This is a genomic window from Longimicrobium sp. (assembly GCF_036387355.1).
Taxonomy (GTDB): domain Bacteria; phylum Gemmatimonadota; class Gemmatimonadetes; order Longimicrobiales; family Longimicrobiaceae; genus Longimicrobium.
Map to the genome: position 1 here is coordinate 1 of NZ_DASVTX010000229.1, position 14,926 is coordinate 14,926.

The window sequence follows — 14,926 nt, forward strand, 5'->3', positions numbered from 1 at the left end:
GAGCGGATACGCGGGCTGTCCTGAGCGGATGTGCGGGCTGTCCTGAGCGGATGTGCGGGCTGTCCTGAGCGGATGAATCCGCCGCTCCAACAGCGGAAAGCCCCGACTCGAGGCCGCTGTCGCGTCCACGATCGGGGCTTCAACCGACCTGGCGGACAGCCCGTTGCGGGTGCCGTGCGCCGGCGGTCTTCCAGTCCGCGGAGGCGGACTTCGTGTCGTTCGAGGCGCGGTTTCAACCGCCGGGAACGAAGCCGGCCACACGCACCGACGCTCGCCCAGCGCCGATCTGCTCCCCCTCGCCCGCTCGCGGGAGAGGGGGCTGGGTGGAGAGGGGTGCCCGAGGCATGCGCCCATCCCTCCGAACCGCGCCTGACTGCCGTTGGGGTGTGCTCCCTCTCCCACATCTGTTCGTGGGAGAGGGTGGACGCGTCTCAGCGCGGCCGGGTGAGGGCCCCACCCCGCCGCCGCGCCACCATCGCGGTTCCGCGATCCCCTTGCCCCCGGAACACGAAAACGGCCCTCCGCCCGATCGGGTGGAGGGCCGTTCTGTCGATCCGCGAAGGGTCGGCTGAATTTCGCCTCGCGTCAGCTCGCGCGGCCGGCGGGCTGCTCCACCCCGGGCTCCGGGGCGTGCGCGGATTCGGCGTCATCCCGCGGAATGGGGATCTCGTGCACGTAGTACATCGGCGCGCCGGCGTCCTCGCGCACGCGGACCATCGACACGTTGAACACCGGCACCCCGCCCGGCGTGCTTCCGCGGAACGTGCCGTGGTGCGCGTGGCCGTGAAACACCACCGCCGCCTTGAACCGGTCGATCGGCTCAACCAGGCGGTCGTTGCCCAGGAACGGAAAGATCTGCTCCGGCTCGCCCATCACCGTGTCCATGATGGGCGCGTAGTGCAGCAGCACCACCCGCACCGGCGTGGACAGGCGCCGCAGCGAGAACTCCAGCTTCTGCACCTCTTCCAGCGTGGTGCCCACGAAGTCCTTGGTGTGCGCTTCGCCGAACGCCGTCAGGGTGTAGCGGCCAAAGCCACCCATGTACCCCTTCACCCCGGCAAAGCCCACGTGCTCGTTCAGCTCGAACGGGGCCTCGTCCAGAAGGTGAATGCCGCGGGCGCGCAGCAGTTCGTTCACCCGCTCCACGTTGCCGCTCTCGTGGTCGTGGTTGCCCAGCACGGCCAGGATAGGCACGCGCACGTCGGCCAGTTCCTTGATCACCACCTCGATCTCGGCCGGAAAGCCGCGGCGCGTAAGGTCGCCCGCCAGCAGCAGCACGTCCGCCTCGTCGTTCACCCGGGCGAACAGGTCGCGGTACAGCCCGCCGTCCTTTTCGCCCACGTGAAAGTCGCCCACCGCGGCGACACGCACCACGCGCCCGGCGCGGTCTTCCCTGCGGCGCCCGAACGCCGCTCCGTCCTCGCCGGCCGCGCCGGTCCCGTCCTGCTGCGTGCTTCCGTCCGTCATTCCTCTTCGTCCCCCGGGGTGGGAACCGCCGACTGGTCATCCGCGTCAAAGTTGGCCCGCTCGTCCCACACGTCGCTCGCCAGGCAGCCCAGCACGGCGGGGTGCTTCTGCATGCCCGCGATGCTGTCTTCGCGCAGGTCGTGGAACCCCCACTCGTTCACGTCGATGGCGAACGAAAAGCGCGAGATCATGGTGCCGCGCGTGATGTTGTGCTCCTCGCCCTCTTCCGACCGCTGGTGCGCGGCCTGCTCGGCCTTGGCCACCAGTTCGCGCACCACCCACTCGGGCACCTGGTCGCGGTAGCCGGGATAAACGTAGCGGAACATGGATACCTGCGAGAGCAGGAGCGGCCAGTGCTCGCCCGTCTTGGTCACCAGCCGCCGCCAGTCCATCAGGTGGCCCTTGCACAGGATCAGGTGCGCCACGTCGGCCATGTCCTGGCGGTGCCGCTCGTGGATGAACAGCCGGTGCCAGATCAGCTCCTCCACCGGCGCCACGCGCACCTGCGTGGCGGCCAGCGTGGCGGGGCTGCTGTGCTTGAACCAGTCGTCGTCAATCAGGGCCAGGCCGTTGCCCATCCCGTAGATGATGTCGATGAAGTGGTCGCGGTTGGCCTTGCTGATGGCCTTGGCCAGCCAGTGCGGCTGCTCCAGCCGGGTGATGAACCCGGAATCGCGCAGCACCTGCATGGCCTGCAGCACCGCCTCGGGGGTGCAGAACAGGTCCAGGTCCTTGGTCTGGCGATAGATGCCGGTGTGCTCGTAGATGGCGTACGCGCCCGCCACCACGTACGGCACCCCCGCCTCGTTCAGCGCGGCGAGGGCGAGCTTGTACACCTCGCGCTCGTCTTCCGGAATCCAGAAGTCGCCGTGGGTGACGGACTTGCGCTCTTCCTTGGTGAGGTTCTGAAACCCCGGGAACCTGGGTGCTGCCGGCTGAACCTTGGGCATGGAACCGAATCCGTGGTTGAAACGTTGGCGGGGCGCAAAAGCAACAATCGGACCGGCCAGGGGCTGCACGGCTGCGTTGACCGGCGGCGGCGCTCGTGCGTACCTTTGCGGCATGCTGAACGATCTCAAGAAGCTGTTCGCGGAAAGCTGGAGCGCCTTTGTGACTGAGGCGGGGCGCCGCGGCCCGGAAGACGACGTGGCCGCGCTGCTGGGCGGCATGCGCCGGGAGATGGTGCAGGCCCGCGCCGCGCTCCCTCTGTACGAAGAAGGCGTGCGCGCCGCCGAGGCCGAGCTGGCGCGCGAGCAGCAGGCGCTGAACGACGCCGTGCGCCGCGGCGGGCTCGCCGAGCGCATCCGGGACGCGGAAACGGTGCGCATTGCCGCCGAGTTCGCGGAGCGCCACCGCAAGCGCGTGGCCGTGCTGGAAGAGAAGGTGCGCGCCGCCCGCGCCGAGCAGGAACTGCGCGCGGCGGAGGTGCAGGACATGATGCGGCGCTACAAGGAGGCGGACCTGAACCGCTTCGGGCTGCTGGCCGCCGTGCGCCAGCAGCGCGCCGGCCAGACCATCCGCGAGGCGGGCACCACGGGGGTGGACGACTTCGACCGCATGGCCAGCCGCATTGAGCACGACGCGGCCTACAACGACGCGCTCGGGGAACTGGACGGCGCCGCCCCGCCCCCGCCGCGCCCCGCCGAGGACGACGTGGAGGCGCGCCTGCAGGAAATGAAGCGCCGCATGGGATTGTAGCTCTTTCGCTCCCGCGCGCCGTCCAAACGCAGTTGAAGCCCCGATCGTGGACGCGCCAGCGGCCATGAGTCGGGGCTTTCCGCTTTCCGAGCGGCGGATTCATCCGCTCAGGAGGGCTGGCTAATCGCGCCCAATTCCAGGTGCTCAGCGCGGCGGCTTCATCCGCTCAGGAAGGCTGGCTGATCGCACCCAATCCCAAGTGCTCAGCGGGCGGATTCATCCGCTCAGGAGGGCTGGCTGATCGCGCCCACCCCCGTGTCGATCAGAATCCCTGACAAGAATCGCCCGGCCGGGTTGACCCCCGCCAGGCGATTCTCCGTTTCCGTGACCTCCGTGCGGCCTCCGTGCCCTCCGTGAGAAACGAAGTTCGCGGAGTCCCTCCGCGCTCAGGTGCTGCGAACCTGCACGCTGGCGTTCTCGTCGATGGTCACGCCTTCTTCCGTTTCCGCGATCAGGTGGTCCACCACGTCCTTCAGGTCGCCCGTGCGCTCAAAGACGGCGAGCTGCCGGTCGGCGCTGGAACCTTCCTCAAGGATGCGCAGCGCGTACATCACCTCGGCGCGGCTCCCCAGGTCGTCCACCACGTCATCCACGAACCACTCCAGCATTTCGCGAATGAGGGCGCGGGCGCTGCTTTCCTTCTGCTTGCCGAAGTCGATCAGGTTGCCGTTCAGCCCGTAGCGCACGGAGCGCCACTTGTTCTCCTCGATGAGGTCCGAGGGGTACAGGCGGAACGTCATGTTGTCGCGCCGCAGCTTCCAGAGCTTGGCGATGATGGCCTGCAGAATGGCGCCCACGCACACCGCTTCCTCCACGCGCGTGCACACGTCCAGAAAGCGGAATTCCAGCGTGGGGTAGGCGTGGTGCGGGCGCAGGTCCCAGTAGATCTTGCTGCCGTCGGGAATGCACCGCGTGGCCACGAGCGTTTCCTGCAGTTCGTTGAAGTCCGCCCACCCGCGCATGATGCGGGGCACGCCCGTGCGCGGAAAGTTGCGGAACACCACGCTGCGGTAGCTCTTGAGCCCCGTGTTGCGCCCCATCCAGAACGGCGAGCTGGACGACAGGCAGAGAATGTGGGGGAGGAAGTACCGCGACACGTTCATGGCGTCAATCAGGAACTCCGGATCCTCGATCCCCACGTGCACGTGCGTGCCGAAGATCAGCAGCTGCTGGGCGAGGTCCTGCATGTCCTGCTTGACGCCGATATAGCGTTCCAGCGGGGTGATCTCCTGCGTCATCCAGCTGCTGAACGGGTGCGTGCCCGCGGCCACCACCTTGAGCCCTTTTCGCGCGGCCAGCCCCATCACCATGCCGCGCAGGCGCTGAAGCTCGGCGCGCACCTCCTGCGGCGTGCGGCACACGGTGGTGCCCACCTCCACAATGGACTGGTGCAGCTCCGGCTTGATCTCCCCCATGATCATGTGGTCGGATTCCAGCAGCTCCGTGATGTACGACCGGAGCTCCCGGGTTTCGGGGTCGATGATCTGGTACTCTTCTTCGATGCCGAGCGTCAGCGAAGGCGCCTTCATGGCGGAGATCCCCGAGGGTGTGTGAGCGGGCGCGGACCATCATCCGCCCGAGCGTCTGAACCAGTTGTTTTCGTCCATCCACAAACTGCACGGACCGAGCCGGAGAACGCGAGGGAGAAGTGCCCAGTGCCCAGTGCCCAGTCCCGAGTCCCCGGTGCCCAGTCCCGAGTCCCCGGTGCTTAGCCCGATCCCGTCCGTTCCTATTCCCTATTCCCTATTCCCTATTCCCTGCCGTTCCCCCTACCGCTCCTCCACCAGGAACGTGGCCACGCTGCTCCCCCCGCCCGCGGTCACGTTCAGCAGCGGGTCCGTGGCGATGCGGGTGAGTCCGCCGTTCACGTGCTCGGTGTCGCTGATGTAGGGCGCCAAGTCCAGCATGCGGTCGGTCACCTGCACGCCGCCGTCCACCCAACTCGGATAGGGCTCCACGGGAAGGATGATGCGCTCCTGCACCACGTGCGGCCGCTCCAGCGCCGTGCGGATCGCCGCCTGCCACTCATTGTCCGACACGAGCCAGCCGAGCACGATGCCGTGGCCGCCGTAGTCGTCGTTGGGCTTCAGGACCAGGTGGTCGCGGTTCTGCGCCATCCAGGGGAGCAGGTCGATGTGCTTCCCCTCGTAGTCCGTCTGCCGCTCCTCCACCACGCGCGTCCACGGGATGCTCGCGCGGATGGACTCCAGCTCGTCCGCGGTGAACATGTCCGCGTTGCGTTCGTCGGCCAGCACGGCGAGGCCGGCCTTCTTGTAGATGATTTTGCAGCGGAACGGGTTCACCATGCACACGGCGCCGTCCTTGACCGCGCGCGCCACGGGGTTGTCCATCCCCATCCGCAGCAGCAGTTCATCGATCAGCACCCGCTTGTAGATCAGGTCGATCACAAAGCCGCCGGGCGCCACCAGCTTGCCGTCGCGGTACTCGCACTCGCGCGGGTCGGCGATCTCGCACTGCATGCCCCGCGCGCGAAAGTAGTCGCGGAAAAAGATGAACTCGCTGACGGTGGGAACGTCGTTCCAGTCCAGAATGCCGATGCGCGGCAGCGTGCGCCCGCCGCTGAACTCGCGCCATGCGTTCAGCAGCGTCTGCATGACCCCGTGCCGCGCGGGGAGCGGATGGAGGACGTGGGTCCGCAGGAATTCGCCCGTGACGGGGAGCCCGAGGAACGCCTCGGAAAGCACGTCCATGTACGCCGGGCCCGCGGGCGTTTCGGCGTTGTACTCCGTCACCTTCAGCGTCTGGTCGTCGGACGAAAAGAAGGTGTCCAGGCGCGAGGTGGGGCAGGGCGAGCGAAAGCCTGGGTCGAAGTGCACGATCTCTTCTTCCCAGTCCAGCAGGCGGAACTGCCCGCGGAACTCGGCGTCCACCAGCGCGCGCTCGTGGATCTTGCGGTACGCGCCCATCAGCGAGCCGATGCGCCGGCGGATCCAGCGGTACTGGCCCACGGTGAGCATCCGCGGGCGCAGCACCGAGCAGAGCGGCCGGTCGCCAAAGTACATCCCCTGTCGCCGGTGCTCGTCTTCCATCCGCTCCGCGCTGTCCGCCGCGAGCGCGGAATCCTGCAGCAGCCCGTGCCATTCCTCAATGGCCCGGCGGGCCAGCGCGGCGTCGCTCACGAGTGGCCCATCTCCACGTTGGCGTCCACCACCGGGTCCGGCAGGTCGCCCGGGTCACCGGCGCCGCTCACGGAGGCCGGCGCCGCGCCCGTCCCCAGCACCGCCGCGCCGCCCACCTCGGTGGCCAGGCGCGATCCGGTGAACAGGCCTTCCCAGCTCAGGGCGCGCTCCTGCCGGCGCGGGTTCTTGGCCAGGCGGATCGCCATGTCGGCCATGTGCTTGACCACCCACTCGAAGTAGTGCGGGGTGAGCGAGTACACGTCCATGTCCGGCGCGGGGTTCATGAAGTCGATGGCGTAGGGCACGCCGTCCTTTACGGCCCACTCCATGGAGTTCATGTCGTAGCCCAGCGCCTGCACCAGCTTGCGGCTGTCGTCCACCACGCGGCGGCCCAGCGTGTCGCTCATGTGGTCGTGCTCCACGTGGTACTTCCGTTCCCGCGGATCGTACTTGATGGGAAGGATTTCCTCCTGCCCCAGGCAGATGCAGCGGATGAAGTGGTCCCAATGAATGAACTCCTGCACGATCATCGTGAGCAGGCCCGACGTATCGTAGTGGTGGATCAGCTCTTCCAGCGTGCGGCAGACGTACACGTCCTTCCATCCGCCGCCGTGCGCGTCCTTGAGGATGCAGGGAAGGCCCACGTGCTCCACGATGGCTTCCCAGTCCAGCGGATACTTGAGGTTGCGCAGCGACTCGTCGTGCACGATGCCGGGGATGTACTCCTTGTTGGGGAGCACCACGGTCCTGGGGTGCGCGATCCCCAGGTTGGTGGCCAGCGCCGCGCCGAAGAACTTGTCGTCGGCCGTCCACATGAAGGGATTGTTGACGACGGTGCACCCCTGCAGCACGGCCTGCTTGAGGTAGGTGCGGTAGAACGGCACCTCATGCGAGATGCGGTCGATGATCACCGAGTATTCGCAGGGGTCGTCCATGCGTGGCGCGCCCAGCTGCACGAACTCGGCGGTCACGCCCTGGTTGCGGCCGTTCACTTCTTCGATGAAGGCCGGGGGAAACGACCACTCGCGCCCCACGATCAGCCCCACTTTCAGCGTCATCTGCCGCTCCGTTTTGGAAAGATGGTAAGAAGAAGTGCGTGAGTGCTGTGTGCGTCAGTGCGTTCGGTGCTCGTGCTCGTGCTCGTGACTGCCTGCTGGGGGCGGCAGGCCCGTTCCGGAGCCGGCCGGGGCAACGGTACTGCTGTTGCCCCATCCGTCTCCTGCACGGGGGCGGTGAGCCTCCTCGGCGCGGACCCGCTCGATCTCGTCGCGCCCGCCTCCGTGCGCCGCGCCTGCGGGGTCTCTCCGCCCGCTCCGGGAGCCTCGCGCCCCGGCATCATCGCCGCCCCAAACGGTCCACCGCGCGAGTCTCCCTCCGCCCATGCGTGGGAACATCAACTCATCGACGCCGCTGGCCCCTTGTCCGGCGGCTTCGCCCTGGGCACCTGGCACTGAGCACTTCCGTCGCACTCCACACTCCGCACTCAGCACGCAGCACTCCCGCACTCCCGCACTGCCGTTCAATCGCTTCCGCCCACGTACGTGCGGATCATGTTCATCCAGTACGGCCAGTCGTGCGACCAGCCGTCCCACAGGCGCAGGGCGTTGCCCACGCCCTTGTCCCACAGGATGCGGCTCATGTGGCGGTTGTTTTCCACGAAGCTGTCGTCGCGCCCGGTCGCCAGGATGATGTCCATCCGGCGCAGCGCCTCCAGGTGCCCGTGGTCGCTCAGGTCGCTCACGAAGTGCGACGGGTTGTTGCCGTACACCGCCGCGTCGTAGAAGCCGTCCGCGAACTGGCGGATGTCGTACATCCCGCTCATCCCGATCACCCGGTTGAAGCGGGTGGGGTGCCGCAGCGCCATCGTGACCGCGTGGTAGGCGCCAAAGCTGGCCCCAGCGGCCATGGTAAACGGGTTGCCGTTGCGGCTCTGCGAAAAGGGAAGCACCTCGTTGAGCACGTACGCCTCGTACTGGTACTGGCGCTCGGCCCGGTCGTGCGGATGCTTGTAGCGCGCGTACCAGCTTTCGGCATCCACGCTGTCCACGCAGAAGATCTGCAGCCAGCCGTTGCGCAGGTGCTCGCCCAGCGCACCCATCATCCCGCGGTCTTCCCACTCAAAGAAGCGGCCCTGCGAGGTGGGAAAGACCACCATGCGGGCGCCGGAGTGGCCAAACACAAGCAGATCCATGTCACGCCCCAGCGAGGGGCTGTGCCAGCGGTGGTGCTCACGGTTCACGGGAAGCTCATCTCCGGTGCGGCGTAGACGGGGACAGCGGCGGGCCGGAAGCGCGTTCCGCAAGCCTCGCACCGGGCCAACGTACGCGCGGGCCGGGGATGGGAAAAGGGGCGCGTGATGCGCGAGAAACAGACGTTCGGAGCGCGAACAGCTGCCGGTGCGCCCCGCTCGCCGCCACGTCCCTGCCCGGCATCAACGCCGCCCCGTCAACGACTTTTCTCCGGCTGGCCGCGCCCGGGGAGACGCAAACCCATGCCGTGCAACGAGATCGTCATTCTGAGGAGCATGCGTCGCGGTGTCCGCCTTGCCGAATTCCTGCGCGACCGAAGGATTCCCTGCTCGCCTGAGCCAACGTCGCGACAAGCACGCCCGTTCTCACGGGAAAGCAGATCCTTCGTCGGCGCCAACGTACGCGCCGCCGGACAACCCGTCCGGCGCCTCCTCCGGATGACAAGATGTTGCGTGGCGGATACTTAGGGTGTGCGTGGAAAGCAAACGGGCGCGGATTGCTCCGCGCCCGTTCGCCGCCCCTGGCCTGCCTGTCGTCTACCGCCAGCCGGCGGGCAGGCGCTTCACCACCACCTGCTCCACGTCGTCCTCGTCGCGGGTGATGAATGCCGCGAGCCCGCCCCGGCTGATGGCGCCGGGAAGCTGCATGGCCGTCGTGGTGCCCAGGTACTGCCCTTCGGGCGTGATCAGGTCCAGCGGCCCCGGTTCGCCTACCAGGCGTCCCGTGCGCTCCACCCAGATCTTTCCGGAAGGCGAGGTGCGCAGCCCGCGCAACGCCGCGATGGTGTCGGCGAACCTCATCTCGCCCATGCGCGCCTCCAGTTCCGCCGCGCTCGGGGGCGGCGGTGCGGCCCCGCCGCCCCCGCCCGTGACGATCCGCACCATCCCCCGACCCGTGCGGAACATCTCGCGCCGCTGCGCGCGCGCACGTTCGCGGTCCGCCTCCGTGGTCAGGCGTACCGGCAGGGGGCGCTGCAGGTAGCGCAGCGTCTGCCCCTTGGTGTCGATCACGCGGACGGTGTATCCGCTGGTGAAGCTGAGCGCCACCTGGCCCGTGGGCAGCACACCGTACAGCACGGCCGGGGAGAACGCCGCGGGTCCCGAAACCCGCAGGCGGGTGGTCTGCGCGGCCGCGGGGCCGCCGCTGGTCTGCTGAACGGAGATCGTCTGCGGAACGTCGAACACCTTGGCCGGCTCCCCGCCCGCGGCGGGGTACAGCAGCAGCGGAACGCTCGTGCTCGTCTGCGAGAAGTTGCCTTCGCGCGACATCATGGGGCGGAACGCGCCCAGGAAGCCGCGCGGGTGCCAGGCAAGCGGACCGCCGGTGGTCACCCCCGGCGTCTGCAGGGTCCGCACAAAGGTGCCGTCCGGGCGAAACACGTTCAGGCGCTGCGTCGCCATGTCGTTGATTGTCACCGTCCCATCCGGCGCCACGGCGATCTGTGTCGGGATCATGAGTTCGCCCGGGCCCTGACCCTTCTTTCCGATGCGCCGCAGAAAGCGGCCATTGGGCCCGTACACCATCACCCGGGCGTTCTGCTGGTCCAGCACGTACAGGTTCTCCGCCGCGTCGAAGCCGACCCCGGCGATGGTGCCGAACGTTTCCTCTTCCGCGCCCTCCGCCGCACCGATGGTGTACACGGCCGCGGGCGCGCCGGCCAGCGCCCGGTCGGCGCGCGGAAGCTGTACAATCCGGCCCTGCGCGCCCGCGTCCGCCGCCAGCAGCGCGAGCGCCAGCAGCGGCGCCGCGATTGTGATCCCGGTGTGCCTCATGATCCTGTCCGTGGGGGGCTGAATGTGATGAGCGGTGGCGCACTCAGTGCGCCACCGCTCCCATCCGACTCCGCCACGGCCCGGGAGGTTGCCCGGATCAGCCCGCCGCCTCCAGCGTGAACTCCGCCCTCCCCGCTAGCACGTTCACCGAGGACAGGCGCACGCGGACCGCGGCGCCGGGCTCCGGGGCGGCCGCGCCCTCCGTCATCTGGGCGACAGCACGCACGGGCGGATCGTCGATCTGCACCTCGATGCCGTGCCCGCGCACATCCAGGCACGTGGCGGGAAAGACCTCCCCGACTCGCTCGCGCAGCATCCACGCCTCCGCCACGTCCACCGCGCGCCGTTCCAGCTTGGACTCCCGCGTCTCCGCCTCGTTCATCACGGCGGGGAGCGCGGCGAGCGTCTTCGATTCCTCGGGCGTGGGGCGCGCACCGGCGGCGAGCGTGACGAGCAGGTCCAGCACGTAGCGGTCGCCCAGGCGGCGGAGCGGCGCGGTGGCGTGCGCGTACTGCATGGCGAGCGCGTGGTGCAGCGGATCGGCGGGAGGCTCACCATCGAACGCCACGTAGTCCGCGCCGCGCATCACCGGGCGCGCCTGCCACACCAGCGGCGTCAGCCGAGGATGCGTGCGGTCCAGCGAGCGGATGAAGGCGGCGTATTCCATCCCCTCCGGCCACGCGAAGCCCATCGCCAGCGCGATGCGGCGGAACTTGTCAACCGCTTTCGGCTCCGGCCCGCCCATCACCCGTAGCATCCCGATGCCCCCCTCCACCATGCGCAGCGCGGCGTAGTGCCCGATCAGCAGCGACACCTGCTCGTTCCACTCCTCCGACGCCACCGGCTGCTCGAACTGCACCTCGTACCCCAGCCGCTCCGCCGCCATCCGCGCCACGTGCTGGCTTACGAGGGGGAGCGAAACCCCGCCGCGCGCCGCCTCCTGCGCGCGCCGCAGCTCGCCGAAGCGCCGCATCTCGCGCAGCGTTTCCTCCCACTCCTTGCCGCGGAACAGGGAGCCGTCGCCGCACACGTGCTCCGTCACCTCGCCGTACGTCAGCTGCGCGCGGCTGCGCACCACGGCGGGCCCGACCTGGAACGCGGTGACCTCCGCCCGTTCGTCGAGCGTGAAGTCGAACAGAATGCAGGGCCGGTCCTGGTCCGGCAGCAGGCTCCCCGCGTTCTGGCTGATCTCCGGCGGGTACAGCGGCTCCTTGCGGTCCGGCGTGTAGAAGGTAACACCGCGCTTCCACGCCTCCTGCTCGATGGCGCCGCCGCGGTCCACCCAGAAGCCGACATCCGCGATGGCGTAGTAGAGGCGGAATCCGTCGTCCTCCGTCTGCTGGATGCACACCGCCTGGTCCAGGTCGCGGCTCCCCGGCGGGTCGATGGTAACGAGCAGCAGGTCGCGCCGGTCCGCGCGCGCGTCCGACGGCGCCACGGGGCGCCGGGCCGCCTCCGCCGCCGCGGCCGTCACCTCCGGCGGAAAGCCGGCGCGGACGCCGAACTCCGCCCGCGCCGCGTCCAGCGCCTGCTCCACCGTGCTCTGCTCGCCGTCCGCCATGCCGTCTCCCGTGGGATGGATCACAACCCGCTCGCGCCCAAGGTGCGCGCCGCGCCCGCTTGTGCGCAACGCATCCGGCGTTCCGGGATGCGCAAAGGCCCCGGACTCGCGCGGAGTCCGGGGCCTTTCTTTCGATGAAACGATGACGGTCAGGCGAACGCCATGGAGTTGGCGTCGTGGAACTGGTTGGCCGCCTCGATGAAGTCCTCGAACAGCTTGCGCGTTCCCGCGTCCGTGTCGATGAGCATTTCCGGGTGCCACTGCACGCCCACCAGGAACTGCCCCTCGCGCGTGCCCTCCAGCGCCTCCACCAGCCCGTCCGGCGCCCACGCCGAGGCGATCAGCCCCTCGCCCAGGCGGTCGATGGCCTGGTGGTGCATGGAGTTCACCATGGCCGTGTCGCCCAGCGCCGCCTGCAGCCTCGAGCCCGGGGCGATGCGGATTTCGTGCGCCAGGTAGTCGCGCGCCCACCCCGCGCCGGGGAAGTAGTCGTGCTTGATGGCGCCGGGAAACAGCTCCGCGCAGTCCTGCACCAGCGTTCCGCCCGCGGCCACGTTGATGACCTGCTGGCCGCGGCACACGCCCATCACCGGCTTGCCGTCTTCCAGCGCCCACCGCGCGAACATCAGCTCCACGTAGTCGCGGGCCAGGTCGGTGCGGCCGCAGAGCGCGTGGCGTTCCGCGCCGTACGAGGCGGGGTCCACGTCCACGCCGCCGGCGATGAACACGCCGTCCAGGTGGTCGTAGATGCCGCGCAGCGTCTCGGGATCGTTCTCCAGCAGCGGCACCATCCACGGAATGGCGCCCACCGAGGTGCACGCCAGAAAGTAGCGCTGGTTCATGACCCACGACGCCGGAAGGTCTTCCGGAATGCGGTCGATGGACTGCAGCGTCTGCGTGGGGATGCCGATGACGGGGCGCCGGTGCATGTAAACCTGCTTCCTTCTTGAACCTGCGTGAAATCAGAAGAGCGACCTGCCCTGATGGATCGGCCCCCGCGGGTGGCAAGATCGGGACCGCACAGCAACATGCGCGCGGGCGGCGGATCGTGCAACCGTCCCGTTACACCGCACGTACACATCTGTTTCCCGAGTGTGCGCCGGGCGGCGGATCAGAGTCCCTGGGGAAGGCGGGCCGGGGCGGATTCGTGCAGAGGGGGCGCGGCGGGCGCCGGGGTGGAGTCTGCCGCGACGTGGTTCACGGGCGAGCCGCCGCGGCGCCCGAGCACCAGGTCCGCGTAGCCGTTGGACGGGTCGCCGCCCTTTCGGCGGATGCGCGCCACGGTACCGGGGCCACGATTGTAGGCGGTGAGCGCCTCTTCCGCGTCGCCGTCGTACACCGCGATCAACTGCTTCAGGTAGCCGAAGCCCAGGCGCAGGTTGGTGTCGCGGTCCACCATCTGCTCGCGGGTGATGCCGGGCTGCAGCTCCGCGGCGGTCGCGGGCATGAGCTGCGTGAAGCCCAGCGCGCCCACGTGGCTGCGCGCGTGCTGGCGGAACTCGCTTTCCACGCGCACCAGGCGAAAGGCCAGTTCCGTGTCCAGCCGCTCCGCGCGGGCGGCGCGCTCAATGGCGTCCGCCAGGTCCACGCTGATGCCGTACTTGCGGGCGTACCCGGCCACCATGCGCTCACGGGCCTGCTCGGCGCGCATGGCCGCGAGCGCGGCATCCACGCCGGCCCAGGCGCGACCCGCGACCGCGCGCGTGGGCGGAAAGACGAGGAGCGCCGCGACCAGCGCAAGCGCCATCCACACGCGCCGGTCCACCCGCCCCGCCGCGGCGCGCGCCTGCGTACCCGCCCGGCGCCTGGGAGCGCGGCGCGGCTGCGGGGAGCTGCGGCGACGGGACGGGGATCGGGAAGGCATCTCGCTCGGCGGATCTCTGTCAGGGAATGCCCGGAAGCTAACCGCATCCTCCCGATCGCGCGACGGTCATCCGCGGAACCGGCCGTTTTGCGCGGAGGGCGCGCGGGTGGCGGATGTCGCGCGGGTGGAAGACAAACGTTATCCGCCACAGGCGGGAATTGGCGTAAAGAGATAGAAGCACACTGGAGAAGGTGGACGGAGAGGACTAGCTTTCAGGCTCTCACGCTACCCCGTGCGGAGCCAAGATGTACCTCATCTACGTGGACGAGAGCGGAGATCCTGGGCTCGTCAATTCACCGTGCCGGTACTTCGAGCTGAGCGGGCTCATTCTCCACGAACTGTCCTGGCGCCCGGCGCTGCAGCACATCCTGCGCTTTCGGCAGGAGATGCGCGATCGGTTCGGGCTCAAGCTGAGGGAGGAGCTTCACGCCGCGCGCATGATCAACAAGCCGGGCGCCCTCGCGCGCATCAAGCGCAATGACAGGCTCACGATCATCCGGGCCTACGCGGATGTGCTGGCGTGCATCCCGGGGCTGAACGTGATCAACGTCGTCGTGGACAAGGAGGGGAAGCAGGCGGACTACGGAGTGTTCGAGTGTGCATGGACGGCCCTTCTCGAACGATTCGATACTACGATCGCGGCCCGGAACTTCACGGGACCGGATTCGGGAAGGGACCGCGGACTTCTGATCGTAGATGGGTCCGGTGACAAGCGACTGCGGCAACTCGTGCGCCGCCTGCGGGCGCAGAACCATACGCCGTCCGCCCGGCACCGAGCCGGAAACCGATCGCTGATCCGCCTGATCGAAGACCCCGTCTTTCGAAACTCGGAAGACGCGTACCTCATCCAGGCGGTGGATTTGATCGCGTTTCTGCTGTATCAGGAGCTTGTGCCGAGCGGGTACATGCGCAAGAAATCGGGGCAGAACTACTTCAGCCGCCTTGAGCCGATTCTGTGCCGTGCGGCAGTCAGCCGTGATCCGCGTGGAATCGTGCGGCTTTGATGCGTGGGGGCGATTCGAGGGCAAAAAAACAGGGGGCGGATCAGATCCGCCCCCGGGTGGAACCTACTGCCCGGACTGGCCGGGGTTCAGATCCGCGTCCAACATAACGGGCGGGCGCCCTGCTTGTCAAGACTGTCTGCTTCCCGTACCCGGGTGACCCTCGTCTACTCC

General features: G+C 68.6%; 12 protein-coding genes. 2 read left to right on the plus strand and 10 right to left on the minus strand.

All coding sequences use genetic code 11. From position 1 onward, the window contains the following. Positions 1–585: 585 nt before the first annotated feature. Both VF665_RS10070 and VF665_RS10075 read right to left on the minus strand, forming a co-directional pair. A complete protein-coding gene (locus VF665_RS10070; RefSeq protein WP_331053293.1) occupies positions 586–1,467 on the minus strand; it encodes a metallophosphoesterase family protein in 882 nt (293 codons plus the stop codon). Next, positions 1,464–2,417 carry a hypothetical protein gene (locus VF665_RS10075; RefSeq protein ID WP_331053294.1) on the minus strand — a complete coding sequence of 318 codons (954 nt, stop codon included), beginning with the start codon at positions 2,415–2,417 and terminating at the stop codon, positions 1,464–1,466. Before VF665_RS10075 ends, VF665_RS10070 begins: the two co-directional genes overlap by 4 nt. A gap of 112 nt (positions 2,418–2,529) precedes the next feature. Between VF665_RS10075 and VF665_RS10080 the strand changes: the two genes are divergently transcribed. After that, entirely contained in the window at positions 2,530–3,165 is a 636-nt protein-coding gene (locus tag VF665_RS10080) for a hypothetical protein (RefSeq protein WP_331053295.1), read from the plus strand. A 386-nt stretch (positions 3,166–3,551) separates the two neighbouring features. On the opposite strand, the gene VF665_RS10085 is transcribed toward VF665_RS10080, so the two are convergent. From VF665_RS10085 to VF665_RS10120, 8 genes are all read right to left on the minus strand, one after another. Next, positions 3,552–4,694 (minus strand): carboxylate-amine ligase, encoded by a 1,143-nt coding sequence (locus VF665_RS10085; RefSeq protein WP_331053296.1) that lies wholly within the window; start codon positions 4,692–4,694, stop codon positions 3,552–3,554. 240 nt (positions 4,695–4,934) lie between these two features. Then, positions 4,935–6,305: a hypothetical protein gene (locus tag VF665_RS10090; RefSeq protein WP_331053297.1), complete on the minus strand. Its 1,371-nt coding sequence runs from the start codon at positions 6,303–6,305 to the stop codon at positions 4,935–4,937. Further along, positions 6,302–7,363: a hypothetical protein gene (locus VF665_RS10095; protein WP_331053298.1), complete on the minus strand. Its 1,062-nt coding sequence runs from the start codon at positions 7,361–7,363 to the stop codon at positions 6,302–6,304. Before VF665_RS10095 ends, VF665_RS10090 begins: the two co-directional genes overlap by 4 nt. A 461-nt stretch (positions 7,364–7,824) precedes the next feature. Then, positions 7,825–8,496, minus strand: coding sequence for an esterase family protein (locus tag VF665_RS10100; RefSeq protein ID WP_331053299.1), 672 nt, complete (start codon positions 8,494–8,496; stop codon positions 7,825–7,827). A 594-nt stretch (positions 8,497–9,090) separates the two neighbouring features. Continuing rightward, positions 9,091–10,326, minus strand: a complete 1,236-nt coding sequence (locus VF665_RS10105; RefSeq protein ID WP_331053300.1) for a 6-bladed beta-propeller — start codon at positions 10,324–10,326, stop codon at positions 9,091–9,093. A 97-nt stretch (positions 10,327–10,423) separates the two neighbouring features. Further along, complete coding sequence (locus VF665_RS10110) at positions 10,424–11,887, minus strand: RNB domain-containing ribonuclease (protein WP_331053301.1); 1,464 nt, start codon at positions 11,885–11,887, stop codon at positions 10,424–10,426. Positions 11,888–12,036: 149 nt separating this feature from the next. After that, entirely contained in the window at positions 12,037–12,816 is a 780-nt protein-coding gene (locus VF665_RS10115; protein WP_331053302.1) for a gamma-glutamyl-gamma-aminobutyrate hydrolase family protein, read from the minus strand. Positions 12,817–12,998: 182 nt separating this feature from the next. After that, positions 12,999–13,634 carry a transglycosylase SLT domain-containing protein gene (locus tag VF665_RS10120; RefSeq protein ID WP_331053303.1) on the minus strand — a complete coding sequence of 212 codons (636 nt, stop codon included), beginning with the start codon at positions 13,632–13,634 and terminating at the stop codon, positions 12,999–13,001. A 362-nt stretch (positions 13,635–13,996) separates the two neighbouring features. On the opposite strand from VF665_RS10120, the gene VF665_RS10125 reads away from it, so the two are divergent. Then, the gene (locus VF665_RS10125; RefSeq protein ID WP_331053304.1) at positions 13,997–14,755 is read left to right on the plus strand and encodes a DUF3800 domain-containing protein; all 759 of its coding nucleotides are present in this window, start codon (positions 13,997–13,999) and stop codon (positions 14,753–14,755) included. The last annotated feature ends 171 nt before the right edge of the window (positions 14,756–14,926 follow it).

Bases quoted from the DNA above. Each gene is read 5' to 3' on its own strand.
- VF665_RS10070 (WP_331053293.1), bottom strand. From the start codon at position 1,467: ATGACGGACGGAAGCACGCAGCAGGACGGGACCGGCGCGGCCGGCGAG.
- VF665_RS10075 (WP_331053294.1), bottom strand. From the start codon at position 2,417: ATGCCCAAGGTTCAGCCGGCAGCACCCAGGTTCCCGGGGTTTCAGAAC.
- VF665_RS10080 (WP_331053295.1), top strand. From the start codon at position 2,530: ATGCTGAACGATCTCAAGAAGCTGTTCGCGGAAAGCTGGAGCGCCTTT.
- VF665_RS10085 (WP_331053296.1), bottom strand. From the start codon at position 4,694: ATGAAGGCGCCTTCGCTGACGCTCGGCATCGAAGAAGAGTACCAGATC.
- VF665_RS10095 (WP_331053298.1), bottom strand. From the start codon at position 7,363: ATGACGCTGAAAGTGGGGCTGATCGTGGGGCGCGAGTGGTCGTTTCCC.
- VF665_RS10100 (WP_331053299.1), bottom strand. From the start codon at position 8,496: ATGGATCTGCTTGTGTTTGGCCACTCCGGCGCCCGCATGGTGGTCTTT.
- VF665_RS10105 (WP_331053300.1), bottom strand. From the start codon at position 10,326: ATGAGGCACACCGGGATCACAATCGCGGCGCCGCTGCTGGCGCTCGCG.
- VF665_RS10110 (WP_331053301.1), bottom strand. From the start codon at position 11,887: ATGGCGGACGGCGAGCAGAGCACGGTGGAGCAGGCGCTGGACGCGGCG.
- VF665_RS10115 (WP_331053302.1), bottom strand. From the start codon at position 12,816: ATGCACCGGCGCCCCGTCATCGGCATCCCCACGCAGACGCTGCAGTCC.
- VF665_RS10120 (WP_331053303.1), bottom strand. From the start codon at position 13,634: ATGGCGCTTGCGCTGGTCGCGGCGCTCCTCGTCTTTCCGCCCACGCGC.
- VF665_RS10125 (WP_331053304.1), top strand. From the start codon at position 13,997: ATGTACCTCATCTACGTGGACGAGAGCGGAGATCCTGGGCTCGTCAAT.